At 66.6% G+C, this 24,781-nt stretch carries 26 protein-coding genes; 22 read left to right on the top strand and 4 right to left on the bottom strand.

The features are described from left to right. Position 1: 1 nt before the first annotated feature. The 16 genes from MWU52_RS17210 to rpsD all read left to right on the top strand — a co-directional run bounded on the left by MWU52_RS17210 (position 2) and on the right by rpsD (position 15,965). Positions 2-706: an OmpA family protein gene (locus tag MWU52_RS17210; protein ID WP_246954350.1), complete on the top strand. Its 705-nt coding sequence runs from the start codon at positions 2-4 to the stop codon at positions 704-706. A gap of 279 nt (positions 707-985) precedes the next feature. Beyond that, positions 986-2,338: an AAA family ATPase gene (locus tag MWU52_RS17205; protein WP_246954349.1), complete on the top strand. Its 1,353-nt coding sequence runs from the start codon at positions 986-988 to the stop codon at positions 2,336-2,338. Between the two features lie 19 nt (positions 2,339-2,357). After that, positions 2,358-3,809, top strand: a complete 1,452-nt coding sequence (locus MWU52_RS17200) for a CpaF family protein (RefSeq protein ID WP_246954348.1) — start codon at positions 2,358-2,360, stop codon at positions 3,807-3,809. Between the two features lies 1 nt (position 3,810). Next, positions 3,811-4,779: a type II secretion system F family protein gene (locus tag MWU52_RS17195; RefSeq protein WP_246954347.1), complete on the top strand. Its 969-nt coding sequence runs from the start codon at positions 3,811-3,813 to the stop codon at positions 4,777-4,779. An 8-nt stretch (positions 4,780-4,787) separates the two neighbouring features. After that, positions 4,788-5,762 carry a type II secretion system F family protein gene (locus tag MWU52_RS17190; RefSeq protein ID WP_246954346.1) on the top strand — a complete coding sequence of 325 codons (975 nt, stop codon included), beginning with the start codon at positions 4,788-4,790 and terminating at the stop codon, positions 5,760-5,762. Between the two features lie 32 nt (positions 5,763-5,794). Continuing rightward, positions 5,795-6,334 (top strand): tetratricopeptide repeat protein, encoded by a 540-nt coding sequence (locus tag MWU52_RS17185; RefSeq protein ID WP_246954344.1) that lies wholly within the window; start codon positions 5,795-5,797, stop codon positions 6,332-6,334. A gap of 32 nt (positions 6,335-6,366) precedes the next feature. Then, the gene (locus MWU52_RS17180; protein WP_246954342.1) at positions 6,367-7,209 is read left to right on the top strand and encodes a tetratricopeptide repeat protein; all 843 of its coding nucleotides are present in this window, start codon (positions 6,367-6,369) and stop codon (positions 7,207-7,209) included. Between the two features lie 4 nt (positions 7,210-7,213). Further along, positions 7,214-7,729, top strand: a complete 516-nt coding sequence (locus MWU52_RS17175) for a prepilin peptidase (protein WP_246954340.1) — start codon at positions 7,214-7,216, stop codon at positions 7,727-7,729. A 67-nt stretch (positions 7,730-7,796) separates the two neighbouring features. After that, positions 7,797-9,116, top strand: a complete 1,320-nt coding sequence (locus MWU52_RS17170; RefSeq protein ID WP_246954338.1) for an ATPase — start codon at positions 7,797-7,799, stop codon at positions 9,114-9,116. 310 nt (positions 9,117-9,426) lie between these two features. Continuing rightward, on the top strand, positions 9,427-9,747 hold the full coding sequence (locus tag MWU52_RS17165; RefSeq protein WP_246954336.1) for a hypothetical protein: 321 nt from the start codon (positions 9,427-9,429) through the stop codon (positions 9,745-9,747). Positions 9,748-9,864: 117 nt separating this feature from the next. After that, a complete protein-coding gene (locus tag MWU52_RS17160; RefSeq protein WP_246954334.1) occupies positions 9,865-10,323 on the top strand; it encodes a hypothetical protein in 459 nt (152 codons plus the stop codon). Positions 10,324-10,363: 40 nt separating this feature from the next. Continuing rightward, on the top strand, positions 10,364-12,790 hold the full coding sequence (locus MWU52_RS17155) for a ligase-associated DNA damage response DEXH box helicase (RefSeq protein WP_246954332.1): 2,427 nt from the start codon (positions 10,364-10,366) through the stop codon (positions 12,788-12,790). Between the two features lie 59 nt (positions 12,791-12,849). After that, positions 12,850-13,512, top strand: a complete 663-nt coding sequence (gene pdeM, locus MWU52_RS17150) for a ligase-associated DNA damage response endonuclease PdeM (RefSeq protein WP_246954330.1) — start codon at positions 12,850-12,852, stop codon at positions 13,510-13,512. Positions 13,513-13,521: 9 nt separating this feature from the next. Continuing rightward, positions 13,522-14,007: a lipocalin family protein gene (locus MWU52_RS17145; RefSeq protein ID WP_246954328.1), complete on the top strand. Its 486-nt coding sequence runs from the start codon at positions 13,522-13,524 to the stop codon at positions 14,005-14,007. Between the two features lie 145 nt (positions 14,008-14,152). Next, positions 14,153-15,208 (top strand): Hint domain-containing protein, encoded by a 1,056-nt coding sequence (locus tag MWU52_RS17140; protein WP_246954326.1) that lies wholly within the window; start codon positions 14,153-14,155, stop codon positions 15,206-15,208. 136 nt (positions 15,209-15,344) lie between these two features. Then, the gene (gene rpsD / locus MWU52_RS17135) at positions 15,345-15,965 is read left to right on the top strand and encodes a 30S ribosomal protein S4 (RefSeq protein WP_246954324.1); all 621 of its coding nucleotides are present in this window, start codon (positions 15,345-15,347) and stop codon (positions 15,963-15,965) included. Positions 15,966-16,022: 57 nt separating this feature from the next. Here the strand turns inward: rpsD and MWU52_RS17130 are convergent, their stop codons facing one another. Further along, the gene (locus tag MWU52_RS17130; RefSeq protein ID WP_246954322.1) at positions 16,023-16,652 is read right to left on the bottom strand and encodes a class I SAM-dependent methyltransferase; all 630 of its coding nucleotides are present in this window, start codon (positions 16,650-16,652) and stop codon (positions 16,023-16,025) included. 104 nt (positions 16,653-16,756) lie between these two features. On the opposite strand from MWU52_RS17130, the gene MWU52_RS17125 reads away from it, so the two are divergent. The 5 genes from MWU52_RS17125 to MWU52_RS17105 all read left to right on the top strand — a co-directional run bounded on the left by MWU52_RS17125 (position 16,757) and on the right by MWU52_RS17105 (position 21,931). Beyond that, entirely contained in the window at positions 16,757-18,175 is a 1,419-nt protein-coding gene (locus MWU52_RS17125) for a saccharopine dehydrogenase NADP-binding domain-containing protein (protein ID WP_246954321.1), read from the top strand. A 4-nt stretch (positions 18,176-18,179) separates the two neighbouring features. Continuing rightward, entirely contained in the window at positions 18,180-19,214 is a 1,035-nt protein-coding gene (locus tag MWU52_RS17120) for an FUSC family protein (RefSeq protein ID WP_246954320.1), read from the top strand. A 48-nt stretch (positions 19,215-19,262) separates the two neighbouring features. Next, the gene (locus MWU52_RS17115) at positions 19,263-20,489 is read left to right on the top strand and encodes an MFS transporter (protein ID WP_246954319.1); all 1,227 of its coding nucleotides are present in this window, start codon (positions 19,263-19,265) and stop codon (positions 20,487-20,489) included. Positions 20,490-20,521: 32 nt separating this feature from the next. Continuing rightward, entirely contained in the window at positions 20,522-21,172 is a 651-nt protein-coding gene (gene msrA, locus MWU52_RS17110) for a peptide-methionine (S)-S-oxide reductase MsrA (RefSeq protein WP_246954318.1), read from the top strand. A gap of 129 nt (positions 21,173-21,301) precedes the next feature. Beyond that, positions 21,302-21,931, top strand: a complete 630-nt coding sequence (locus MWU52_RS17105) for a DUF2726 domain-containing protein (RefSeq protein WP_246954317.1) — start codon at positions 21,302-21,304, stop codon at positions 21,929-21,931. A 38-nt stretch (positions 21,932-21,969) separates the two neighbouring features. Here the strand turns inward: MWU52_RS17105 and MWU52_RS17100 are convergent, their stop codons facing one another. The 3 genes from MWU52_RS17100 to hemB all read right to left on the bottom strand — a co-directional run bounded on the left by MWU52_RS17100 (position 21,970) and on the right by hemB (position 24,123). Beyond that, complete coding sequence (locus MWU52_RS17100; protein ID WP_246954316.1) at positions 21,970-22,467, bottom strand: BrnA antitoxin family protein; 498 nt, start codon at positions 22,465-22,467, stop codon at positions 21,970-21,972. A 255-nt stretch (positions 22,468-22,722) separates the two neighbouring features. Further along, complete coding sequence (locus MWU52_RS17095) at positions 22,723-22,929, bottom strand: cold-shock protein (RefSeq protein ID WP_246954315.1); 207 nt, start codon at positions 22,927-22,929, stop codon at positions 22,723-22,725. A gap of 192 nt (positions 22,930-23,121) precedes the next feature. After that, entirely contained in the window at positions 23,122-24,123 is a 1,002-nt protein-coding gene (gene hemB, locus MWU52_RS17090) for a porphobilinogen synthase (protein WP_246954313.1), read from the bottom strand. Positions 24,124-24,247: 124 nt separating this feature from the next. Between hemB and MWU52_RS17085 the strand changes: the two genes are divergently transcribed. Next, entirely contained in the window at positions 24,248-24,775 is a 528-nt protein-coding gene (locus MWU52_RS17085; protein ID WP_246954311.1) for a component of SufBCD complex, read from the top strand. The last annotated feature ends 6 nt before the right edge of the window (positions 24,776-24,781 follow it).

The following is a 24,781-nucleotide window of genomic DNA, read 5'->3' as shown; positions in this document are numbered from 1 at the left end:
GATGAAAAACAGCAACTACTCCCGCCGCTTCGTGGCCCTGGGCCTGGGCATGACCGCCTTGTCGGCCTGCACGGGGACGCAGTTCAACCGTCCGGCCGGGTTCGAGGTGGACGAGGGCAACTTCGGCACCCCGACCATGCAGAACATGCTGGTCATGACCGGCGAAGCCCCGGCCCTGAACCATCTCGGCGGCCGCTTCGCCGCCGAGGTGCCGACCACGATCAACTTCGCCTTCAACAGCGCCGCCCTCGGGCCCGAGGCGCGTGCCATCCTGGATGAGCAGGCGAATTTCATGCGCACCTTCCCCGAGGTCCGGTTCAGCGTCTACGGGCATACCGACAAGGTCGGCTCGCAGGCCTATAACGAACGGCTGGGCCGGCGCCGGGCGCAGGCGGCGGTCAACTATCTGGCCGCGCGCGGCGTATCGCTTTCGCGGCTCGAGGCGCTGGTCAGCTTTGGTGAGACCCGGCCGCTGATCCCGACGCAGTCGCGCGAGCGGGCCAACCGCCGGACCGTGACCGAGGTTGCGGGCTTCGTGGCCGGCAACCCGCTGGTCCTGGACGGAAAATACGGCCAGATCGTCTATCGCCGCTATGTTGGCGGCGCGGCGGGCCAGGCCAAGGCCGCCGAGGTCGCCGGCGGCGCCGCGAGCCCGATGGGTGCCGGCATCTCCACCGGATACGGCGGCGGAGGCGGCGAGGGCTGACCGCCACGACACCCCCACCGCACGACCCCAAGGGCCCCGCCGACAGAGATGTCGGCGGGGCCTTAACGTCAGCGACGGCGGTTTGACGAACAAGTCACATTCCCCGCCCCCAGGCCCGGATAATTTCATTTTTCCCGTCCAATTGTTGCCTGAATTGTCCGCCATCACTGACGCAAAGGGGCTTTTCCGCCCCTGCAACCGGGACGACGGATATTCGGCCGTCCCCCGGTGTTGTGAATGCCCCCGACGGGGTGCCGATAAGACGTGTGGTGACCCTCGATGGCGAGTAATCTGGCCCTTCTTCCCGAACCCGAACCGCTCCGTGCCGTCACCGTTTCCCGTGACGTGCAGGAATTCGACCTTCTGATCGAGGACATGGAGACGGAGTTGGGCGAGGCCTGGGGCGATCTCGACTTCGCGGAGGCACTCGCCTTCCTGCGGCAGGACGAGGCGCAGACGCTCGAATTCATCGTGGTCGCCGTCGACCGGGAGGATGAACGCAAGCTCGCCCAGGTAAGCGACGTGCTGCGCCAGGCCAAGCGCGCCGGCTTGAAGGCGATCCTCGTGGCCGATGGCCTGGGTCCGATGGCGCTGCACGAGCTCTTGCGCTCCGGCGCCGACGACTTCGCCCCCTACCCCCTGCCCGAGAACGCCTTGTCCGAAGCGGTCGGCCGCATCCGTGCGCCCGGTCGCAGCGATGATGCCGAGATCCTCAAACGGGCCGGCGCGGATGTGGTCGAAGGCGACCTGCCCGTCGCCGCCAGCGCACCCGTTCCCGCGACCATCCCCGGCGTGAAGCGCGACGGCGCGGTGTTCGCAATCCAGTCCGCCGCAGGTGGCGACGGGGCCACGACGGTCGCCGTCAACCTGGCATGGGAACTGGCGAACGCATCCAAGGAGGACGCGCCCAAGGTCTGCATCATCGACCTCGGATTGCAGTTCGGTTCCGTCGCGACCTATCTCGACCTGCCGCGCAAGCCGATGATCTACGAAGTTCTGTCCGACATCCCGTCGATGGACGAACAGGCGTTCCGCCAGGCGCTGGGCAACTACAAGGACAAGCTGAGCGTCTTCACGGCGCCGTCCGACATCCTGCCGCTCGACCTGATCGGGCCCGAAGATGTCATCGGGCTGCTCAGTCTCGCGCGGACGTGCTTCGACATCGTGATCGTCGATATGCCCGTGACGGTGACGGGCTGGACCGATGCGGTCTTCAGCCATTCGGACCTGTACTTCGTGGTCTGCGGGCTGGAGGTGCGTTCGGCGCAGAATGCCCTGCGGTTCCAGAAGCTTCTGCAGGCCGAAGGGCTGGCGACGGAGCGGTTGTCCTTCCTGCTCAACCGGGCGCCGGGCAAGATGGACATGTCCGGCCGCGGCCGGGTCGACAAGATGGCCGACAGCCTGGGCATCAAGTTCCACGCCGTGCTGCCCGATGGCGGCAAGCAAATCACCGAGGTCAACGACCAGGCCGCGCCGCTGAGCGCGCTGGCCGCGCGCAATGCGCTAACCAAGGAAATTCAAAAAGTGGCCCGCGGCCTCTACGAAGCCCGCCAGGCCATCGAGGCCGGCAAGGACCCCGCTGCCGCCGGAAAGGCCGCCCGCAAGGGCATATTCGGCTTGAAGTTCGGCTGACGGTTCAAAGGAATACCTGATGTTCTCACGCTACAAGAAGCCGCAGATCGAAGGCGCCAGGCCGATCGGCACCGCCGCGGATGCAGCGACGGGCGCCGCGCCGGCCCAGCCCGTGGCCCCGGCCGCCGCGCCCGCGGCCCCGCCCCCGCAGGCCAAGGCACCGGCCGCGCCCGCTGCCCCCGACAAGGATATGAAGCGTCGAGAGCGGATCGAGGAGCTGAAGACCGAGATGCATCACAGGTTGCTCGACAACCTGAACCTGTCTGCGCTGGAAAAGGCCGATGCGGGTGCCCTTCGGGCCGAGATCGTCTCGATCACGTCCGAGGAACTGGGCGAGATGGGAGTCGTGCTGGGCCGCGACGATCGCGACATCCTCAACACCGAGCTTTTCGACGAGGTCATGGGCCTCGGCCCGCTGGAACCGCTCCTGAAGGACGAGTCGGTCAACGACATCCTGGTGAACGGGCCGCATTCGATCTTCATCGAACGCGCGGGCAAGCTGCAGAAATCCGATATCCGCTTCAAGGACGAGAAGCACCTGATGCGGATCATCGACAAGATCGTGTCGGCCGTGGGCCGGCGCGTCGATGAATCGAACCCCTATGTCGACGCCCGCCTCAAGGACGGGTCGCGTTTCAACGCGATGGTGCCGCCGGTCGCGGTCGATGGCAGCCTCGTCTCGATCCGTAAGTTCAAGAAGGAAAAGCTCGCCGTCGACGACCTCGTCAAGTTCGGCGCCTTCACCGAGGAGATGGCCGCCTACCTGCAGGCCGCGGTGTCCTGCCGGCTGAACGTGATCGTCTCGGGCGGTACAGGTTCCGGCAAGACGACCACGCTGAACGCGCTGTCGTCCTTCATCGGGAATACCGAACGTGTTCTGACCATCGAGGATACGGCCGAACTTCAGCTGCAGCAGGACCATGTCGGCCGGATGGAAAGCCGTCCGCCCAATGTCGAAGGCAAGGGCGCGGTCACGCAGCGGGACTGTCTGCGCAACGCCCTGCGGATGCGCCCCGACCGCATCATCGTCGGCGAGACGCGCGGCGAGGAAGTCATCGACATGCTTCAGGCCATGAACACCGGCCACGACGGTTCGATGACCACGATCCACGCCAACAACGCGCGCGACGGCATCAGCCGTCTGGAGAACATGATCGCCATGGCCGGGATCGAGATGCCGCTGAAGGCGGTGCGCGCCCAGATCTCCTCGGCCGTGAACCTGATCGTGCAGGCCTCGCGCCTGCAAGACGGCTCACGCCGGATGGTGTCGATCACCGAGGTGACGGGGATGGAGGGCGAGGTCATCACCCTGCAGGAAGTGTTCCGCTACGAGCGTCTGGGGCTGGAGCCCGACGGCACGATCATCGGACGCTTTACCGCGACAGGCATCCGCAGCCACTACTCCGACCGCTTCAAGGCCTGGGGCTACGACCTGCCGGCATCCATCTACGAACCGGCAGGGAGCCGCTGACATGGAACTGTCAATCGAGCCATTGATCTACATCGCCGTCTTCGGCGCGGTCTTCGTGTCGATCGGCGCCATCTACGGCCTGATCTTCGGCAAGTCGATCAAGCTGAACAACCGCGTGAACCGCCGCCTTGCGCTCCTGGAATCCGGGCAGACCCGCGACGAGGTGATGGCGCAGCTCCGCAAGGAGATGTCGCAGCACGACAGTGCCAAGAGGATTCCGCTCTATTCGCTTCTCGCCGAGAAGGCGCAGAAGGCAAACCTGGCCTTTACGCCCGGCATGCTGATGGGCGTGATGGCGTTGATGGTGGTCATGTCGTTCTTTCTGATGACTTTCCTGACCGGCGCGTCCCTGCCCATCCGGGTGGTCATGTCGCTCGCCATCGGCGTGGGCGGCGTCTATTTCTGGGTCAACAAGCAGGCCAAGAAGCGCCTCGCCCTGATGGAGGAGCAGCTGCCGGACGCGATCGAACTGATCGTGCGGTCGCTGCGCGTCGGCCATCCGCTGAACTCCGCCATCGGTATCGTCGCCAAGGAGGTCGCCGATCCGCTGGGATCGGAGATGGGCTTCATCGCCGACGAGGCCGCCTACGGGCGCGACGTGCCCGACGCGTTGCGCGCCCTGGCCGAACGGGTGGAATTGCAGGATCTCCGCTTCCTCGCCGTGGCCGTCGCCATCCAGCAGAAATCGGGGGGCAACCTGGCCGAGATCCTGGAAGGTCTGTCGAACGTCGTCCGCGCCCGGTTCAAGCTGTTCCGCAAGGTCAAGGCCATCACCGCCGAGGCGCGCTGGTCCGGCATCTTCCTGTCGGCCTTCCCGATCCTGGCGGCCGTGGGCATCAACGTGATGAAACCGGACTACTACTCCGAGGTCGTCGAGAGCCCGTATTTCATCCCCGCCGCCGCCGTGGTGGTCGTGTTCCTGATCGTGAACGTGATCTTCATGCGGATGATGGTCAACATTAAGGTCTGAGGCTCGACATGCTCGAAATGCTGAACACGCTGGTGGTCGACAACCTCGGACCGGACGGCTGGATCTACATCGCCGGCGGTGCCGGTCTGGTGATGATCCTGATGATGCTGCCCCTCGTGCTCAACAAGAAGGTCGAGCCGATGGACCGCATCGCCCGCGAGCGGAAGGGCGTCGCTCTCGAGGATGACAACCAGCGCCTGTCGCGCCACGGTGACCGAAACGAGCATCTGGCGAAATACGCCCAGTATCTCGACATCCAGGACGAGGAGGAGATGAGCAAGACGCGCACCCTTCTCATCCGCGCGGGCTATACGCACAAGGACGCGGTGCGCACGCTGGCCGCCGCCCAGATCCTGCTGGGCCTTGGCCTGCTGGTCCTGGGGGCGATCTACGGCTTCCTGCTGGCAGGCGACATCGCCTTCTTTCAGAAGATCGGCTACATGATCGTGCCCGGCGCGGTCGGCTACTACCTTCCCAAGTACTGGGTGGGCAAGCGCGTGGCCAAGCGCCAGCAGGAAATCCAGGACGGCTTTCCCGACGCGCTGGACCTGCTTCTGGTCTGCGTCGAGGCCGGGCAATCGCTCGACCAGTCCATCATCCGAATGGCCACCGAGATCGAGCCGTCCTACCCCGCGCTGGCTGGCGAATTCCTGATGGTCGCGCAGGAGATGAAGGCCGGCAAGGATAAGCCGGACGTGCTGCGTTCCATGGCGGACCGCTGCGACATCAACGACATCACCAGTTTCGTCACCGTGCTGATCCAGTCCGCGACCTTCGGTACCTCGATCGCCGATGCGCTGCGCGTCTATGCGTCCGAAATGCGCGACAAGCGCGTCATGCGTGCCGAGGAGAAGGCCAACGTGCTGCCCACGAAACTGACGGTCGGAACCATGATGTTTTGCGTGCCGCCGCTTCTCATCATCCTGATCGGGCCTTCGCTGCACGGCATAGCGGGTGCGCTTTCGGGCACGGGGCAGTTCTGATGCGGGCCCCGGCATTCCTTCTCCTGGCCGCCGTGGCCCTCGCCGGATGCGCCGGCGACGTGGCGGAGCGTGGCCTGGTCGCCGACGACCCGCTCGCCGCGCCGGGCAGCGCCGGGGGCACCGATCTGGTCGATCCGCTGATCGTGGGAGACCGGTTGCTCGACGCAGGCGAGCCGGAACTGGCGCTGGCCAGCTATCTGCGCGCAGCCGGCGGAACCGAGGGAATGACACCGACGGTGATGCACGCCATGGCGCGCGCCAACATCGCGATGGGTCGTCTGCACCAAGCCGAGCGCCTTCTGCGCGATGTGGTCGAGGCGGAGCCGCGGAACGCGCGCGCGCTCAACAATCTCGGGGTCGTCCTGCTGGAGCTCGACCGCACCGGCGAAGCGCATCGCGTGTTCCGGACTGCGTTCGCGCTGCAACCATCGCCTGAAATTCGCGACAATCTTCGCGTTTCGGGTGCAAAGATGGAAAACGCCATCTACCCTGAGCCCGCAGATGACGCCTTTACGCTGACGCGGCGCACCAACGGCTCCTACGGCCTGCACGCGCCCGAACAGTTTCCGTGAGAGAAGAGGCACCGAGCAGAAAAGGACGCAAAATGCGCCAACCTGTCTTCAAGATCCTCCTGGTGGGGGGCATCTTCGCCCTGTCGGCCTGCGGCGAGGCCGGCAAGACCGACGTGACCCGCGCCGTCAGCAACGCCGCCGCCGCCGAGGCCGAGAGCATACGCGAGATCATGCTGACCGTCGCCGAGCCGCGGGAAGCCGTCGCCTATTTCCAGCGCCAGCAGGAGATCGAGCCCGACGAGATCGACCATCAGCGCGGCATCGCCACCAGCCTCGTCCGCGCCGGACGGCAAGCGGAATCCGTGCTCGCCTGGCAGAAGGTCGTCGATCACCCCGACAGCGGGAACGAGGATCTCGTCTTCCTGGCCGATGCCATGATCCGCAGTTCGGACTGGGCCGCCGCCAAGATCGTGCTGGATACGATCCCCCCCACCCACGAGACCTTCGCCCGCTACCGGCTGGAGGCGATGGTCGCCGACAGCAACCGGCAGTGGGATCGCGCCGACAGCTTCTACGAGACCGCCGTCGACCTGACCACGACGCCCGCCGGCGTCATGAACAACTGGGGCTATTCCAAGCTCACGCGCGGCGACACCGACGCCGCCGAGCGTCTGTTCACCGAGGCGATCACCTACGATCCCAAGATGTTCACGGCCAAGAACAACCTCGTCCTCGCCCGCGCGCAGCGTCGCAACTACGCGCTGCCCATCGTGCCGATGACGCAGGAGGAACGGGCACAGCTTCTGCACACCGCGGGGCTGGCGGCCGTCAAGCAGGGTGACCTGGACGTCGGGCGCAGCCTGCTGACCGACGCGATCGACACCCATCCGCGCCATTTCGAGGCGGCGGTGCGCGCGTTGCAGACGCTGGGCTGATCCGATGGAAGGCATCACGACCCAAGTCCTGGCCGCCACGCCGATGCAGGGCATCGTCTTCGGCCTGCTGTCGATTCCGGTCTGCCTCTGGGTGGCCTATACCGACCTGAGCGAGATGAAGATCCGCAACGAGGCCGTGCTGGCGCTGTTCGCGATCTTCGCGGTCGCGGGGCCCTTCCTGATGCCGTTCGACGTCTACCTGTCGCGCTATCTGCACCTGCTGGCGATCCTGATGCTGGGCTTCGGGCTGGCCACGATCGGTGCGATGGGCGCGGGCGACGCGAAGTTCGCCGCGGCGATGGCGCCCTTCGTGGCCTTCGGTGACGTGGCCGAGATCATGGTGCTGTTCGCGGTGCTGCTGGTGCTGACCTGGACGCTCCATCGCTCGGCGCGCATGGTCGAACCCGTTCGGAACCTCGCCCCCGGCTGGAAAAGCTGGGCCGAGCCCAAGGCCTTTCCGATGGGCATCACGCTGGCGTCGACGCAGCTGAGCTATCTGGCGATGGCGGCGCTGCTGTGACCGGCCCCGATTCAGGCTTTCTCAACTTTCCCGTGTCAGCACGGAGCAAACGGACGAGGACCGACAGATGAACATGCGTCTCGACCCGGCCGAGGTGGGCGTCCCCGCCCCAACCCAGCCGCGCACATTGATCGACACGGGCCTGAGTGGCGTCATGCTGCGCGACGTGCTGCTCAAGACGATCTTCCGCAAGTCGGTCGAGACCGCGCGCGAGATTTCCGAGGCGATCTGCCTAACCACCGGCCTGACGCAACAACTGATCGATCAGGCGCGCGATGCCGGGCTGCTACAGGCCACGGGCACGATGCATGCCGGTTCGTCGGGCGAGATGGGGTTCCAGCTGACCGATGCCGGCAAGTCCCGCGCCGCAGACGCGCTGGCACAGTCCGAATATTACGGCCCCATGCCCGTCCCGCTGGAACGGTACAAGGAACAGGTCAGGGCGCAGTCGGTCAAGAATATCCGCATCACCCGCGAGCGGCTGATGAAATCCATGGGCCATCTGATCCTGCCCGAAGGTCTGGTCGATCAGCTCGGCCCTGCGGTCGGCTCCGGCCGTTCGGTCCTGCTCTACGGGCCGCCGGGCAACGGCAAGTCGTCCATCGCCGAGGGCATCCGCGCCGCGCTGGGCGACAACATCTGGATCCCGCATGCGATCGAATATGCAGGCCAGGTCATCACGCTCTATGATCCGATCGTGCACACCCGCGTGGCCCAGGCCGCCGACCCGAGCGAGCTGCGCAAGGCCAACAACCGTGTCGACCAGCGTTATCTGCTCTGCCAGCGACCGACCGTGATGACCGGCGGCGAACTCTCGCTGGAAATGCTGGACCTCAACTACAACGCGGTGGCCCGCACCTATCAGGCCTCGCTGCAACTGAAATCGTCGGGCGGCGTCTTCATCGTCGACGACCTTGGCCGTCAGGCGGAACCACCGCAGAAGATCATCAACCGCTGGATCGTTCCGATGGAGATGGGCTACGACATCCTGGCGCTGCAATCGGGCGAAAAGTTCGAGGTTCCGTTCGACACGCTGGTGGTTTTCTCGACCAACTTCCACCCCAATAAGATCTTCGACGTCGCGGCCCTGCGCCGGATCTTCTTCAAGGTGTTGATCGACGGTCCGACACAGGCCGAGTTCCTCAAGATCTTCGCACTCGTCGCCAAGAAGAAGAAGTTCGAGCTGGACGAGGCATCCCTGGTCCACCTCCTGAAGAACAAATACCCCGAGATCGACAACATCTACGCCAACTTCCACGGCGTATTCCTGATCGACCAGATGATCGCCGCCTGCAACTTTGAGAGCATCCCCTATCGCATGACGCCGGAACTGGTCGACCGTGCCTGGGCGAACCTGTTCGTGGAAGAGGCCGAGATCGTCCACTGACACCGGGCCGGCACGTCACCGGCAATGATACGTGAATCGATTGCGTGGCCGGGAAACCGGCTTCGCATGGACGCGGGAAATCCGTCGGATCCTCGCCCGGATTGTCGCGCAGATTGAACCGGTGGAAGGGCCAGCGCCCTGCCCCTCGCTTCGGGTCCTGTAGGAAACGAAGGCCAATCGGAATTCCGCGGCCGTCCGGCCAAAAGTCACCGCCATCGGCGCGACCATCGCCGCCACTGCCACCATCGCGGCATTCATCATGGCGGGCCCCGTGCCAAGACCGACCGCTTCGAAGGGGGCGAACGCGTCCTTGCCTGCCAAGACCGATTTCGTGCCGGTCGACTTCGCCGACATGACCGTGGCCGCCGCGATCACCAAGGCCCGCAGGACTGCGGGTTGTCGGATCAAGGATCTGCATCCGAGTGTCGTCGACCATGCCGTGTCGATGTCTCATGCGCAACGCGAAGCCGCGCGCCGGCCGCAGACGCGGCTGATCACTGAAAGGCTGCGCAAGCTCGAAGCTGCGTCCAAAGGGGCCGATGCCCCGTATCGTGCCGCCCTCGAACTCGCCGCGGCGTCCCGGATCGCGTATCTTTACGACACAAGGCTCAGGACGCTTGCGCAGGATTGAAACGATGCGGCGGGTGCGGCTCGTCGGTCGCACCCTGCCCGATTTGCGCCCGAATTGGGCCATAGGCTCGAACCACAAAAAGATGCGCGAAAAGCGTGGGCAGTGTACGAGGTCGATATGTCGGGATTCAGTGACGAAGCCGTCCGGTTGGGACGCGCCACGATGTTCGTGATCCCCGCCGCCGTGCTCGGCGGGGTGTTGGCGACGGCGGTGGTGGTTCTGGGCGACATGCGCCAGACCCCGACGATCTATCAAACGATCTCGCCCGACAGCATCCAGAATATCGAGTTCGTGATCCGCGCCACCGACGCGCTGGGTCCGTCGCTTCGAGATGCCTGCGACGTCACGGGATGCGACGCGGCCGACCTGCATCCGATGATCACCGCATCGGTCGCGGCGATGACCGAGGCGGAGCTGCAGGAGGCGCTGGACGCACAGGCACGGATCGTGATGGCCGGCCATGCAGGGTTTACCGCGGCCGACCCCAACTTCGCCGATCGTCGCAGCGCCGCGCTCGAGTTCGCGGCTGCCAACCGGTTGGCCGATTTCTATCGGGCGGAGCTGCTGGCCCGCTGACGCCCTTTCCCTTCCGCCGCGGGACGCTACCGTGGCGCGGATGGATCACGCCGCGCAACCCACCGACCTGCCGCCCGCGTTGGCCGACTTCTTCACGCGGCGGCACTGGTCGCTGCACCCGCATCAGACCCAGATGCTCGCGCGCAAGGACGCACCCGCGCTCCTGCTGATCGCGCCCACGGGCGGCGGCAAGACGCTGGCCGGGTTCCTGCCCACGCTTGTCGAGCTGTCGGACGGGGCGCATGATGGGCTGCACACGCTCTACGTCTCGCCGCTCAAGGCGCTTGCCAACGACATCAAGCGCAATCTGCGCACCCCGATCGAGGAAGCTGGCCTTCCCATTCGCGTCGAGGACCGCACAGGCGACACCGGCCAGACGCAACGCAAGCGCCAGCGCGCCGACCCGCCGCATATCCTGCTGACGACGCCGGAATCGCTCGCGCTGATGATCTCCTACCCCGATGCGGCACGCACCTTCGCCGGGCTGAAGCGCGTCGTCCTCGACGAGATCCACGCGCTCGCCGAGAACAAGCGCGGCGATCAACTGATGCTCGCCCTCTCCCGCCTGCAGACGCTCGCCCCCGGCCTGCGCCGCGTCGGCCTGTCGGCCACCGTCGACGACCCCGCCGTCATCGCGCATTACCTCGCACGCCATCCCGACCCCTGCCCCATCCTGCATGCCGATCCCGGCCCCGCCCCCGACATCGCGATCCTGCCGACGACCGAGGCCCCGCCCTGGGCCGGCGCGGGCGGGCGCTACGCCATCCCCGACGTCCTGGCCGAGGTCCGGCGCCACAACACCACGCTGATCTTCCACAACACCCGCGCCCAGGCGGAGATCTTCTTCCACAACCTCTGGCTCGCCAACGAGGACGACCTGCCCATCGGCATTCATCACGGCGCGCTGTCGAAGGAAGCCCGCCAACGGGTCGAGGCGGCCATGGTCGCGGGCGACCTCAAGGCCATCGTCGCCACCGGATCGCTCGATCTCGGCATCGACTGGGGCGACGTGGACCTCGTGATCCAGGTCGGCGCCCCGAAGAAGGTCAAGCAACTGGTCCAGCGGATCGGCCGCGCCAACCACCGCTACAACGCGCCCTCCAAGGCTCGCCTGATCCCCGCCAACCGGTTCGAGGTCATCGAATGCGTCGCGGCCCTCGACGCGGTGCGGGCGGGCGAACTCGACGGCGATCTGCGCCTCGACGGGCCGCGCGACGTCTTGTGCCAGCACATCGCCTGCGTGGCCTGCGCCGGCGATTTCCGGGCCGACACGCTCTTCGCCGAAGTGAAGACCGTCGGTCCCTACTCGACCCTGACCCGCGCGGCCTTCGACGAATGCCTCGAATTCGTGGCCACCGGCGGCTACGCCCTGCGCGCCTATGACCGGTATCAACGTTTGAAGGAACGCGAACCCGGCCTCTGGGGCCTGCGCGATCCGCGCGCGGCGCGTCAGATCCGAATGAACCTGGGCACGATCATCGACACCGACATGCTCAAGGTGCGCTTCAAGGGCCGCGGCGGTTTCCCCCTGGGCGAGATCGAGGAGGGGTTCGCCAACACCCTCTCCTCCGGCGACACCTTCCTGATGGCCGGTCAGGTCGTCCGCTTCGAGAACCTGCGCGAGATGATCGTCGAGGTCAGCCCCCGGCCCAACAAGGAACCAAGGATCGCGACCTATATCGGCTATAAGTGGGCGACCTCGGTGCAGCTCGCCGACCGGATCCAGCGGCTGTTGCACGACCGCGCGTTCGACGGCCTGCCCGACCACACCCGCGACTGGCTGGAATTGCAGGACGCGCGCTCCCGCATGCCCGAACCCGGCCGCCTGCTGGTCGAAACGTTCCCCCGCGACGGACGCCATCACCTTTGCTTCTACGGCTTCGCGGGCCGGAACGCGCACCAGACCCTGTCGCTCCTGATCACGAAGGGGATGGAGGAGGCGGGGTTGGAGCCGCTGACCTTCGTCTGCACCGACTACGCCGCGCTGATCACGGGGCTGAAGCCGGTCCGCGACATCCGCCCGTTCCTGCAACATGACGGCCTGCACGAGGCGCTCGAAAGCTGGCTGGCCGGCAATGCCGTGATGAAGCGCACCTTCCGCAACGCCGCGATCATCGCCGGCTTGATCGACCGCAATTTCCCCGGCAAGCGCAGCAGCGGCAAGCAGGCGACCTTCTCCTCCGACATCCTCTACGACACGCTGCACCGCTACGACCCCGGCCACCTGATGCTCAAGATCACGGAGGAGGAGGCGATGCGCGGCCATATCGACTTCGGCCGGGTGGACCTGCTGCTGGAAACGGTGGGCGACCGGATCGACCAGGTGCATCTGGATCGCGTGACCCCGCTCGCGGCACCCCTGTTCCTCGAACGGGGCATCGTGCCGATCAAGGGTCGCGCCGAATCCCGCCTGATCGAGGAGGAGGCCGCGAAGCTGCTGGCCGAGGCGGGCCTCGACCCCGAATGAGGCGCCTGCCCCATGCCGTCTTGCATCCGGCGGGCGGGCGTGATTCATCCGAACGCAACATGAACGGGCATGCCTTCACATTCGCCGGCGAACGGCTGGTCGCGCGGCCCTCGGGCGCGCTGCACTGGCCCGCCGCCGGGTTGCTGGTCGTCAGCGACCTGCATCTGGGCAAGTCCGAACGCATGGCGCGTCGCGGCGGCGCCCTTCTGCCGCCCTACGAGGTGCTGGACACGCTGACCCGGCTCGACGCCGACATCGCCGCGACCGAACCCGCCGCCGTGATCTCGCTGGGCGACGCCTTCGACGACATGGAGGCCGCCGCCGCGCTCGATCCGTCCTTCCGCGACTGGATCGCGCGGATGGTGGCCGGGCGCGACTGGACCTGGGTCACCGGCAACCACGACCCCGCGCCCACCGGCCTCGGCGGGCATGCGGCCGACGGTGTGACCTGCGGTGCGCTGACCTTCCGCCACATTGCCACCGACGACGGCACGTTCGAGGTGTCGGGCCACTACCATCCCAAGGCGTCGCTGTCGGTGCGCGGCCGCCCGGTTTCGCGCCCCTGCTTCCTGCGCGATCAACGGCGGCTGATCATGCCGGCCTACGGCACCTATACCGGGGGCCTGCGGTCGCGCGACCGCGCGCTGTCCGACCTCATGGGCGCCGGCGCGCGCGCGATCCTCGCCGGAATGCCGATGGTCGAGATCCCGATGCCGCGCTAGGGTTGCGCAATGCGCGTGCCGTTCATCCTGCTTTGTCTCGCCGCCTGCACCCAAGGCCCCGTGCCCGAGCCGGGTCGCACTTTCCGCGACCCGGCCGCCGTGATCGCATCCAAGGCCGATCTCGACCCCGCACGTCTCGCCGGCCCCTGGTACGAGGTCGCGCGCTTCCCCCCGGCCGCGCCCTGCACCACGCCGCGCGTCGCGATCCGGCCGAACGGCAAGGGCTTCGCCTTCGACGGACCCTGCGACGCCGGGTCGGTGGGTGCCACGATCACCGGGCCCGGGCGGCTGACCTTCGATGATGGGTCGGCCCGCTGGGTCCTGTGGACGGATGCCGGTTATCGCACCGCGATCTTGGCCGCCCCCGACGGGTCGGCGGGGCGAATTCTGAACCGGGATCCCGCCCTTCCGGTCGACCGGTTGCGCGCCGCGCTGGAGGTTCTCGACTTCAACGGCTTCCAGACCGATGCGCTAATTTTCGCCGGTCCTCCGTAACTGACAGATTTCTCTTACATTCGGAAAAAACTTTCCGTTTGGGCGAATCAGCTGTTGATCTGCGAATCACCTATGGGCTATCAAGTTCTCACGGTCTGGCAGTGACCGAAGATAAACAAAAACAATAACATATCTTGAGGTGGGCATGTTGGGGACATGTGCGGGGGCACAGGTCATTTCCACGGTTCAGGCGCGGGTGGATGGCGATATTCCGTCCACCCGCACGCCCTTTCCCACCGGTTCGATCTTCCGCTGGTTCGGTGCGCCGCTGCGTCTGGACGGCGCCCGCGCGGCCCTGCTGCTCAGCGACGTGCAGGGCCGAACGGCGCTTCGCACACGCCCGCCCCGCGCCGCCGGGCGCCTCAGGCGGGCCCGCAATGCCGTGCCACGACCGCACGTCGCATTCGCCGACGAAGACGACGAACACGACCCTTCCGCGCTCATCCTCGCATCCGGGCAGAACCGGTGGTCGGCGCGGGCCGTACGCACCGCGGCGGGCGAGGTGTTGCTGGTCTTCGACGCGGGCGTGCCGCCGCCGAATACCGAGCTCGAGGTCCTGCAATCGCCTGCGCTTCCTCCGGTGCGCACGGATCGCAAGACGGTCTGCTTCACCCAGGGCACGCGCATCGACACCCCCGAAGGGCCCCGCCCGGTCGAGGACCTGTCGCCCGGCGCCCATGTCCTGACCCGCGATGGCGCCGCGCAGGAGGTTCTCTGGACCGGCAGGCGCGCCATCTCGGGCGCGCGTCTGTTCGCGATGCCGTCGCTGCGCCCGGTTCGCCTGCGCGCGGGCACCGTGGGCAATGCGGTCGATCTGCGCGTCTCGCCGGGGCACCTGATCCTGTGGTCCGGCACGGGAGTCCGCGCCCTCTGGTCCGAGCCCGAGGTGCTGGTCCGCGCGCAGGACCTCGTCGACGACCGCAGCGTCACCATCGATCACGTCGCGACCGAGGTCACCTATCACCACATCCTGTTGCGCGATCACGGTCTGGTTCGCGCCGACGGGGCCTGGTGCGAGAGCTTTCATCCCGGCGACGCGGATCTCGACCATCTCGCGCCGGCCGACCTGCGTGCCCTACTCGGCCACGTGCCGGGCATCGACGCCGATCCAAGCGCCTACGGCCCGCATGCCCGCCGCTGCCTTTCGGCCGCCGAACTGGCCATCACCCGGCACCAGGGGGCGCCGCGCTACCTCGCTTGACACCCGCCCGGACGGCTTCTAGACGGCGGCTTCCATTGGTGTTGGTGGCCCCCGCAAGGGGATGCCTGTCGCGGCCCCGGCCGTAAGGACAACGCCCTTCACGGCCCTTCGGGGCATCCAAGAAGGAGATCAGACGGTGACCAAACGCACCTCTGCCAAGTACAAGCTCGACCGCCGCATGGGCGAGAACATCTGGGGCCGCTCGAAATCCCCGGTCAACCGCCGCGAATACGGCCCCGGCCAGCACGGTCAGCGCCGCAAGGGCAAGATGTCCGATTTCGGCCTGCAGCTGCGCGCCAAGCAAAAGCTGAAGGGCTACTACGGCGACCTGACCGAAAAGCAGTTCAAGCGCATCTTCGCCGAGGCCGCCCGCGTCAAGGGCGACACCGGCGAGAACCTGATCGGCCTGCTGGAGCGCCGCCTGGACGCCGTCGTCTATCGCGCGAAGTTCGTGCCGACCGTATTCGCCGCCCGCCAGTTCGTGAACCACGGCCACGTCACGGTGAACGGCCAGCGCGTGAACATCGCCTCCTACCGCGTTCGCGAGGGCGACGTGATCGCCGTCCGCGACAAGTCCAAGCAGCTTGCCATGGTGCTCGAAGCCTCGCAGATGGCCGAACGCGACGTCCCCGATTATCTCGACGTCGACCATTCCAAGATGACGGCCACCTTCGTGCGCACCCCGGGCCTATCCGACGTGCCCTACGCCGTGATGATGGAGCCGAACCTGGTCATCGAATACTACGCGCAGAACTGATCCGGTTCGCGCCGACATCAGGGGCCGTTCCGAAAGGGGCGGCCCCTTTCCTGTTTCTCAACCCGATCGCTTCCTGGCCAGATAACCCCGGCTCGTCCGCGAGGGCGGGCCGGACGGAAACGCGTAGCCATCCTCCAGGTCGAACCCGGCGGCGTCCAGCAGGCGCGCGACCCGGTCCGGGTCGTAGGTCCGGTGACGCCATTGCAGCCATATGATCGCGTTGCACCAATGGGGTTTCGATACGACCAGCCAGAGTTGCCCGCCGGGCCGGAGCAATGTCGCCATGTCCCGCAGCGCGGCGACCGGATCGGCGAAATGCTCGATCACGTGGGCGGCCAGGACCGCATCCTGCGGCGCCACCATCAACGGCGAGAGAGGCGCGGCGATGCGCCGGACCTCGATGCCGCGACGCCCGAGCGCGAAAGCCCCGCTCGCCAGCATCGAGGCGGATGGATCGATCAACGTCAGGTCGACATCCGGCCCGTTCACCGCCGTCCAGGCTTCCGCCATCGCACCCGTGCCAGCCCCCACATCCGCGACCGACCGGATATCGGCGGCGCGGCCCGCCCAGTGCGACAGGAATCCCAGATACGCGTCGTAATAGCCAAGTAGCCGCATCTTGTCGGCCCAGAGGGTCGAGGCCGCGTCATAGCGCAGCGTCAGCGGATCGGCGGGTTCGGTGGACATCGATGCAGGATGCCACGACCGCCTGCCCCCGACAACGTCTTGCACCCCGGCGACGCGTCGGGCATCCCCGACCGCGTCGCTCACCTACCGCGAGAACGTCCCCCATGTCCGACCACCCGATCCATGCAAGCATCTCCGGCGCCGTCGTGATGATCGGGTTCGGCTCCATCGGGCGCGGTACGCTGCCGCTGATCGAACGGCATTTCGATTTCGACCGCGACCGCCTGCTTGTCATCGACCCCGCCGACCGCGCCTGCGCCGAGTTGGAGGATCGCGGCATCCCCCACCGCCAGGTCGCGCTGACGCCCGAGAACTACCGCGACGTGCTGGGCGAGGTGCTGACCCCCGGCGAAGGGTTTTGCGTCAATCTCTCGGTCGACACCTCGTCGCTCGACCTGATGCGCTACTGCCGCGAGATCGGCGTGCCCTATATCGACACCGTCGTCGAACCCTGGGCGGGCTTCTATTTCGATACGGAATCCAATGCGCAGCGCACGAACTACGCCCTGCGCCAGGCGGTGCGGGACGAAAAGGCCCGCAACCCCGGCGGCACCACGGCCGTCTCCTGCTGCGGCGCCAATCCCGGCATGGTCAGCTGGTTCGTCAAGGCAGCACTCCTGCGTCTGGCGCAGGACACCGGCGGCCGCGTCGAGACGCCCACCACGCGCGAAGCCTGGGCCAAGCTGATGCAGCGCCTCGGGGTGAGGGGCATCCACATCGCCGAACGCGACACCCAGGCGCGTCGGGCGCCACGCCCCCGCGACGTCTTCGTCAACACCTGGTCGGTCGAGGGCTTTATCGCCGAAGGGTTCCAGCCGGCGGAGTTGGGCTGGGGCACGCATGAGACATGGTTCCCCGAGAACGCCCGCCGCCACGGCACCGGCTGTCAGGCCGCGATCTGGCTGAACCGCCCCGGCGCGATCACCCGGGTCCATTCCTGGTGCCCGACGCCGGGGCCGCAATTCGGCTTCCTCGTCACCCATAACGAGGCCATCAGCATCTCCGACTACTACACCGTCGGGTCCGGTCCCGGGCCAGCATACCGCCCCACCTGCCACTATGCCTACCATCCCTGCGACGACGCGGTCCTCTCGTTGCACGAGATGTTCGGCTCCGGCCAACAACAGGACACTCACCACATCCTGACCGAGGATGAGATCGTCACCGGTATCGACGAGTTGGGCGTGCTTCTCTTCGGCCACGAAAGGAACGCCCTCTGGTACGGCTCGCGCCTGTCGAACGAGGAGGCGAAGCGCCTCGCCCCCGACCAGAACGCGACCGCGCTACAGGTGTCGAGCGCGGTCCTGGCCGGGATGGTCTGGGCGCTGGAGAACCCCGGCGCCGGCATCGTCGAGACCGACGAGATGGACCATGCCCGCTGCCTCGAGATCCAGTCGCCCTATCTCGGCCCGGTCGAGGCGCATTACACCGACTGGACCCCCCTCCAGGATCGCTGGCAGCACTTCCCCGAGAACCTCGACGAAAGCGATCCCTGGCTGTTCCGGAACGTGCTGGCGACCTGACGCCATGCGCCTTCCTGTCATAGGCCCGACCCAAGACCTCGACCGGGCGCAGCTGCGCGACGCGGCCCGGCTGTCGCTACAGGCCGCGACGGGGGCGCTGCTGACCTGGCTGGCGTTGCGCGGATTCCTGGCCGACGAACTCTTCGTGGGCATCCTCGCGGCGGTGTTGATCGTTCAGCCCTCCATCGGCGGAACGATGGGCGCGGCGGGCACGCGACTGACGGCCTCGCTCGTGGGATGCGCGGTCGGGGCCGCCTGCATTGCCATCTTTCCACCGGGCTGGGCGACGGCGGCGGGCCTCGTCACGTCGATGGCAATCCTGAACGCGGTCGCCGTGTTCCGCCCGGCCTGGACCTACGGCATCGTCTGCGCCGTCGCCCTGTCGCTGACCGAGGGCGATGCGATCTGGTGGTCGGCGCTGGAACGCATGGCCGCGATCGGCATCGGCGCCGTCATCGGCGTCGCGGTCGTCTGGATCGTCTGGCCCGACAGCGCCGAGCATCGCTTCCGCCGGCACATGCGCAGCACGCTCGACGCGATGGCCGACCTGGTGGACGAAGTGGCCGCCAGGACCGCGCGCAGCGAGGCGCCGCAGAACCGCGTGGACGACCGCGAGGTTGCCCGCCGCCTCGCCCTGGCCGAGGAGGCGGCCGACGCGCTCAAACTCGCCGATCGCGACCCCCTGCAGACTCGCCTGTCCGCCGCACGCGAGATGCGCGACGCGATCCGATTCCTCGACCGGGCGGCGGCAGTGCCGCGCGACCTCGGGCAGGATGCCGATCTGGCCGAACTCCTCGACCGGTTCCGCGCCGCCGTGGCCGACCGCCTGCGCGCCTTCGCCCGCGACGCGCAGCCCGATTTCGACGGCACCGTGACCCAGGCCCAGCGCGACGTCACCCGGCGGATCGAGGAGGGCCGCACCGACGACCCGCGCAGCGGCACCGTCCTCGCCTTCGCCATGGACGAGATCGACCGCGCCCTGGCCGCCCTGCGCGACGCCGGCGACCGCGGCGACACCCCCGACCGCGAACGCGCCTGACGCCCGCCGCCATGGACAGCCGCCGCCGGCGGGCGTAGCCCTGACCGCATGCGAACGCTCCCCCTCGCCGACGCGTCCGGCCTGCCGGCCTGGCGGCGCCCCCCCGCGCTTCTGATGCTGATGGCCTGCGCGATGCCGATCGCCTTCGCGACCTGGTCGGCGCTTCTGAACAACTTCACGGTCGAGGTGGCGGGCTTCCAAGGGGACGATATCGGCCTTCTGCACACCATACGCGAGATCCCCGGCTTCCTCGCCGTCGGCGTCATCGCCATCATCGTCTTCGTCCGCGAACAGGTCCTCGCCCTGATCGCCCTCATCCTCCTCGGCGTGGCCACCGCGCTGACGGCCCAGGTCCCCAGCCTCACCGGCATCCTCACCCTCACGCTGCTCAGCTCCATCGGCTTTCACTACTACGAGACCGTGAACCAGAGCCTGCAATTGCAATGGCTGCCGAAGGACCGCGCCCCCCGCATGCTGGGCATCCTGCTGGCCATCGGCAACGGCGCCACGTTCGTGGCCTACGGCCTGCTGGTCCTGACCTGGCGCGCCTTCGATCTGTCCTACAACTTCGTCTACGCCGTGGCCGGCGGCACCACCGTCCTGCTCGCCCTCGCCGCCTTCGCGCTCTACCCGCAATTCGAAAGCCCGCACCCCCAGACCAAGCGCATGATCCTGCGCCGCCGCTACTGGCTCTATTATCTGCTCCAGTTCATGTCCGGCGCCCGGCGTCAGATCTTCATCGTCTTCGCCGCTTTCATGATGGTCGAACGCTACGGCCTCGACGTCCACCAGATCACCGCACTCTTCATGGGCACCCTCGCCATCAACATGGCCACCGCGCCGCTCATCGGCCGCGCCGTCGGCCATTTCGGCGAACGCGCCGCCCTCATCCTCGAATATGCCGGCCTCGCGATCATCTTCGTCCTCTATGCCGGGCTCTACCATTTCGACTGGGGCGTCTGGGTCGCGGGCGCGCTCTACATGGCGAACCACGTGTTCTTCTCGCTCGCCCTCGCCATCAAGACCTACTTCCAGAAGATCGCCGCCCCCGGCGACATCGCCCCCACCGCCGCCGTCGCCTTCACCATCAACCACATCGCGGCCGTGTTCCTGCCGGCCGCGCTCGGCCTCCTTTGGCTGACGTCGCCGATGGCGGTCTTCGTGCTGGCCGCGGGCATGGCGCTGGTCTCGCTCGGCCTCTCGACCCTCGTGCCGCGCCACCCCGTCCCGGGGCAGGAGACGATCCTCGCCCGCCCCCTCGCCGTGGCCGAGTAGGAACCCTACATATTGGCGAAAGGAGACCCGACATGATGTTCTTCCAACGCAAGAAGGCCGAGATGGTGCCCGAGGCCGACGCGCTGCCCGGCCGTGCCGCGCCGATCCCCACCGCCGAGACGCACCACGTCTACGGCACCAAGCTCTCGAACGACGTCCCCGAGGGGATGGGGGAAGCGATGTTCGGCATGGGCTGCTTCTGGGGGGTGGAGCGGATGTTCTGGCAGCTTCCCGGCGTCCACATGACCCTCGTCGGCTATGCCGCCGGCTACACCCCGAACCCCACCTACGAGGAGGTCTGCTCCGGCCGCACCGGCCATAACGAGGTCGTGCGCGTCATCTACGACCCCGAGCGCACCACCTATGAAGACCTGCTCCGCACCTTCTGGGAAGGCCACGATCCGACCCAGGGCATGCGCCAGGGCAACGACGCGGGCACGCAATACCGCTCCGGCATCTACACCTACACCGACGCCCAGAAACAGGCCGCCGAAGACACCCGCGCCGCCATGCAACCCCGCCTGCACGACGCCGGATATGGCGAAATCACCACCGAAATCCTCGACGCGCCCGTGTTCTACGCGGCCGAGGACTACCACCAGCAATACCTCTCGAAGAACCCCGGCGGCTATTGCGGTATCGGTGGGACGGGCGTCACCTGTCCCGTGGGTGTCGGGGTCTAGGTGGACGGCCCATCTTCAAAGGCCGTTGAACGGAAATCCGTCGGATCGTGAGAACTTCCCGGTCGTGCCATGACGTGGACAGAAAGCTGTCCTCTTTGGTCGCTGCGGCGTCAGAGAGGACGGAAATCCATGGAAATCATAATACCCGTCATTCTCGTCCTTCTCATCTTCATGGTGGTGAACTCCGGGACCGAAACGAATGCAAAGGCAAAACGCAGTTTGCCGAAAAAGGCGACCGAGCCTGAACCGCCGGGACAACCCCGCCCCGAGAGCAGCGTTCAGAAACTTCGGGAATGCACGGTCAAGATTCGTCCCCTGATGAGCAAGGAACAGGCCACGGTCCATACGTTCCTTGAACGATACGCAACCGAGAACGACCTACTCCTGTCTAGCGAAGTCAGCATGTCCGCCATCTTCAGCGTATCGAACAAGGCGGATAGAAAGCTGGCTTTTGCGGCTTTTGCGACAGTTCGGCAGAAGTATGTCGATTTCCTCCTCACAGACAGAGATCATTGGCCCCTCTGCGGTGTGGAATATCACGGCTCGGGGCATTGGTCCGGAAATGCGGTCGAGCGTGACGCCACCAAACGCACGGCATTTGAATTGGCCGATCTTCCCCTGATCCATATCAGGAAGGGCGAACTTCCGAGCACGCTGATTGCCAGAATCGACCTCGCACGGGGTGTCGTTGCGAATGACTGCGCCAATTCGGCTATACCACATCCCGCCCACGCACGAGAAGCCGACGCCCGAACCTAGGTAAGCGGGGAGCGCCGTCTCTCCGCCCCCGCCCGCCATCAATCATTGAACACTTCCGCCAGGATCCTCATCTCCGCCACATCCTCCGGCGTCAGCAGCATCTGCGTGCCGTCCTCCGACGTCGCCTTCGCCATCAGTTCCTCCACGCGCTGAACCTGCCGTTGCATCCGCGCGATCTTGAGCAGCTCTTCCGCCCGGGTCGGCCGCGGCTTGCCCATCCACTCCTGATGATACTTCTCCGCCAGGTCGCCATGACGGATCAGACCGGCCAGCCGCGCCAGCATGAACGACCGCAGCACCGCGTTCATCCGCGGCCCGTGCCCCGCACCCATCTTCTTGAAGAACCGCAGCACATCGTCATCCAACCGCAGCGTCACCCGCGTCTTGGACGCGCCGCGCCCCTCCCAGATCTCGCGCCATTCGTCCGGCAGCCGGCCCTCGCGGGCCACGGTGTCGTGCATGTCCCATTCGAACCGCCGCATTGCGGCGATCATCTCGTTTTGCTGTTCACGCTGGCGCGCGCCCTTCCCGGCCATGTCCCGTCCCCCGATCCAAAGTCACGACCCGCGACCCTCGGGGCGAGCGATTAACGGTCGGTAAAGGACGCCGATGCGGCTGTACGGGGGGTGCACAGGGGGTGCACATGGGGTGCCTGTGACAATTCCGCCTCTCGCCAGTGACTTGCCGGCCACATCCGCAAATCTCGGGGCGACCGGCAACGAAAAAGGGCGCCCCGTTCCCGAGGCGCCCTCTCAGGCCGTCGCAAGCCCCCCTTGGGGGGCGATCGCGAATCAGGCCAGTTGCAGGTTCGTCGCGCTTTCGCGGCCGTCACGGCCGGGCTCGATATCGAACGTCACCTTCTGGTTGTCAGCCAGACCGGTCAGGCCCGCACGCTCGACAGCCGAGATATGCACGAACACATCCTTGCTGCCGCCGTCGGGCGCGATGAAGCCGAAGCCTTTGGTGGCGTTGAACCATTTGACGGTGCCAGTGGCCATCGTCTGTCTCCTTCGTTTGCTGCCCGCGGGATGCGGCAGTTCGGCAAAGTCATAACAAGTATCGAGAGTGACTGAGCCGTGAGGAGCAGGATCATCAATAGAAATAACGTCGCCGCCCCGTCGTGTAAAATTTCGGGCGCCAATGCAAGGGGGTTGCCCGCGACATGCCCGCGCATGGCAACGGCCCGCCAGTCAGGCCCCGTCCCACCCCGCGCGGATCAGCGCCGCCGCCTCGGGCGCGAAATAGGTCAGCACGCCGTCGCAACCGGCCCGGCGAAACGCCATCAGGCTCTCCATCATGGCCTTCTCGCCGTCGATCCACCCGTTCCCCGCCGCCGCGCGGATCATCGCGTATTCGCCCGACACCTGATATGCGAAGGTGGGCACGCAAAACCGCTCCTTCACCCGCGTGCAGATATCCAGATACGGCATTCCGGGTTTGACCATCACCATGTCCGCCCCCTCCGCCAGGTCACGCGCGACACAGCGCAGTCCTTCCTCGGCGTTGAACGGGTCGAGCTGATAGGTCTTCTTGTCGCCCTTCAGCGCCCCCGACGCACCGACCGCGTCACGGAACGGCCCGTAAAAGGCGCTGGCGTATTTCGCGGCATAGGACATGATCGTCGTGTGGATGTGACCCGCCGCCTCCAGCGCGTCGCGTATCGCCCCGATGCGGCCATCCATCATGTCCGACGGACCCAGGATGTCGGCCCCCGCCTCCGCCTGCGCCAGCGCCATGCGCACCAGGGCCTCGACGCTCTCGTCGTTGACGATCTGGCCGTCGCGGACGATCCCGTCATGGCCTTGCGCATTGTATGGGTCCAGCGCGACATCCGTCATCACCGCAATGTCGGGCACCTCGGCCTTGATCGCGCGGATGGCGCGGTTCGACAGGTTCTCGGGGTTCCAGGCCTCCTCGCACAGGTCGGATTTATGCGCGGCGTCGGTGTAGGGAAACAGGCAGATCGCCCGGATACCCGCCTCATGCGCGTCGGCAGCAGCCTCCACCGTCAGGTCTACCGAGCGGCGCAGGACGCCTGGCATCGACGCGACCTCCTGCGTTGCGCCCTCGCCGTCACACAGGAAGACCGGCCAGATCAGGTCGTCCGCCGACAACCGGTCCTCGCGCACAAGGGAACGCAGGGCCGGGGTCCGGCGCAGGCGACGAAGACGTGGGGCGGGCGGTTTCGGCATGATGCACCTATGCGACACTCGCTACCGGTCGCATGCCTCACGCCTTCGTTCAACCACCCCCATCTTGCCATCCCCCCACCCACCGGGCGACATGGCGCGGACGTGCAATCGGATCGGGCCACCCTTGGATTTCTTCTTCCTGCAACTGGCGTTCGAGGCGATCGACATGCGGTCGTTCTCGAACCTGTGGTTCTGGATCGCCCTTGCCGTGATGTGGTCGACCGCCGCGCATTGGGTCGTAGGCGTGCCGTTCGATATGGTCCGCCGCGCCGCCAAGGGGCACGAACAGTCGATGTCGGACATGCAGGTGCTGGCCAGCATCCAGGCCCGCCGATTGCTGTTCATCGCCGATGCGACCGGCCTTCTGTCGACGGCGTTCAGCTTCTTCGCGATCACGGCGCTTTCGCTCCTCGGCTTCCTCTACGGGGTGGAATTCGCGCAGGCGATCCTGCTGCTGTTCCTGCCGATGACACTGGTCGCCTGGGTCACGCTGCGGGCCGCGCGACGGGTCGATGGGTCGTCCGCCGAGGAGCTGGGCAACCTTTTGTTCCGTACGCGGCGCGTGATCCAGGGCATTGGCATCGTGTCGATCTTCGTGACCTCGATGTGGGGCATGTGGGTGAACCTGAACGCGAACGTCCTGGGCGGCTGACGACGG

This window comes from Jannaschia sp. S6380 (genome assembly GCF_023015695.1).
Classification (GTDB): domain Bacteria; phylum Pseudomonadota; class Alphaproteobacteria; order Rhodobacterales; family Rhodobacteraceae; genus Jannaschia.
The sequence above is the reverse complement of the archived record's forward strand: the minus strand, read 5'-3'. Positions and strand labels throughout refer to the sequence as shown.